We start from the raw sequence: 1,257 nt of genomic DNA, 5'->3' as shown, positions 1-1,257 counted from the left end.
TACGGTGAAGATCCGGCTATTCAAGTTACAGGGGCGCGTGGCGCCTCTGTAGATATGTCAACGCTGGATGCTGTCACCACTGCTCTTGATAAAGAGCATCTCTCTCATAAATCCATTGCTCTCGAGAATGGATCAATTCTTGTTCGTTTCAACGACACTGATACTCAAATTAGTGCTCGTGATGTCATCAGCGAAGCGCTTGGCAAAGACAAAATTGTTGCACTTAACCTTGCTCCTTCTACTCCAGATTGGCTAGAAGCAATTGGTGCGTCGCCACTTAAACTAGGTCTTGATCTACGTGGTGGTGTTCACTTCTTGATGGAAGTGGATATGGACGCAGCAATGGAAAAGCTTGTAGGTCAACAAGAGGAAGCTTTCCGTAGTGAACTTCGTGACGCTAAGATTCGTTACCGTGCAATCCGTCCTTCTGGCAAAGAAGGGGTGGAAGTGTTGCTACGTGACGAAGAGCAACTGGCTGAAGCGAAGCGCACGCTAACAAAGAATCATCCTGACATGAATTTTGTCGAGTCTGATTCGAATGGTCGTTACGCTCTTATCGCCACTTTTACTGAGCAACGTTTGCAAGAGATTCGTAACTACGCTGTAGAACAAAACATCACGATTCTACGTAACCGTGTAAACGAGCTGGGTGTTGCTGAGCCGCTTGTGCAACGTCAAGGCGCTAGCCGCATCGTTGTTGAGCTGCCAGGTGTTCAAGACACTGCTCGTGCGAAAGAAATTCTCGGTGCCACGGCAACCCTTGAATTCCGTGAAGTTGATGATAAAGCTGATTTAGCAGCGGCGGCGAATGGCCGTGCACCTGCGGGCAGTGAAATCAAACAAGATCGCGATGGTCGTCCTGTTGTACTTAAAAAGCGTGTCATCCTAAGCGGCGCTAGCATCACGGATGCAAGTTCTAGTGTGGATGAATACGGTCGCCCTCAAGTTAACATCTCGCTAGACAGCGAGGGTGGTAACAAGATGTCGGCGTTCTCGAAGAAAAACATTGGTAAGTTAATGGCTACCGTGTTTGCTGAGTACAAAGACAGCGGTCGTAAAACGCCTGAAGGCAAAGTTATCCTGACTAAGCACGAAGAAGTGATTAACCAAGCAACGATTCAATCTGCACTTGGCCGTAACTTCCGTATCACAGGTATCGACTCTGCTGCTGAAGCGCACAACCTCGCACTTCTATTACGTGCTGGTGCACTTATCGCACCGATCCCTATCGTTGAAGAACGTACCATTGGTCCGTCA

At 48.3% G+C, this 1,257-nt stretch carries 1 protein-coding gene; it reads left to right on the top strand.

The features are described from left to right. A partial coding sequence (locus tag R7E00_RS23920) for a SecDF P1 head subdomain-containing protein (RefSeq protein WP_318124743.1) occupies window positions 1–1,257 on the top strand: 1,257 nt, incomplete at both ends.

This window comes from Vibrio sp. Vb1755 (assembly GCF_033338635.1).
GTDB classification, from domain to species: domain Bacteria; phylum Pseudomonadota; class Gammaproteobacteria; order Enterobacterales; family Vibrionaceae; genus Vibrio; species Vibrio alginolyticus.
This window is presented reverse-complemented; position numbering and strand designations above follow the sequence as displayed.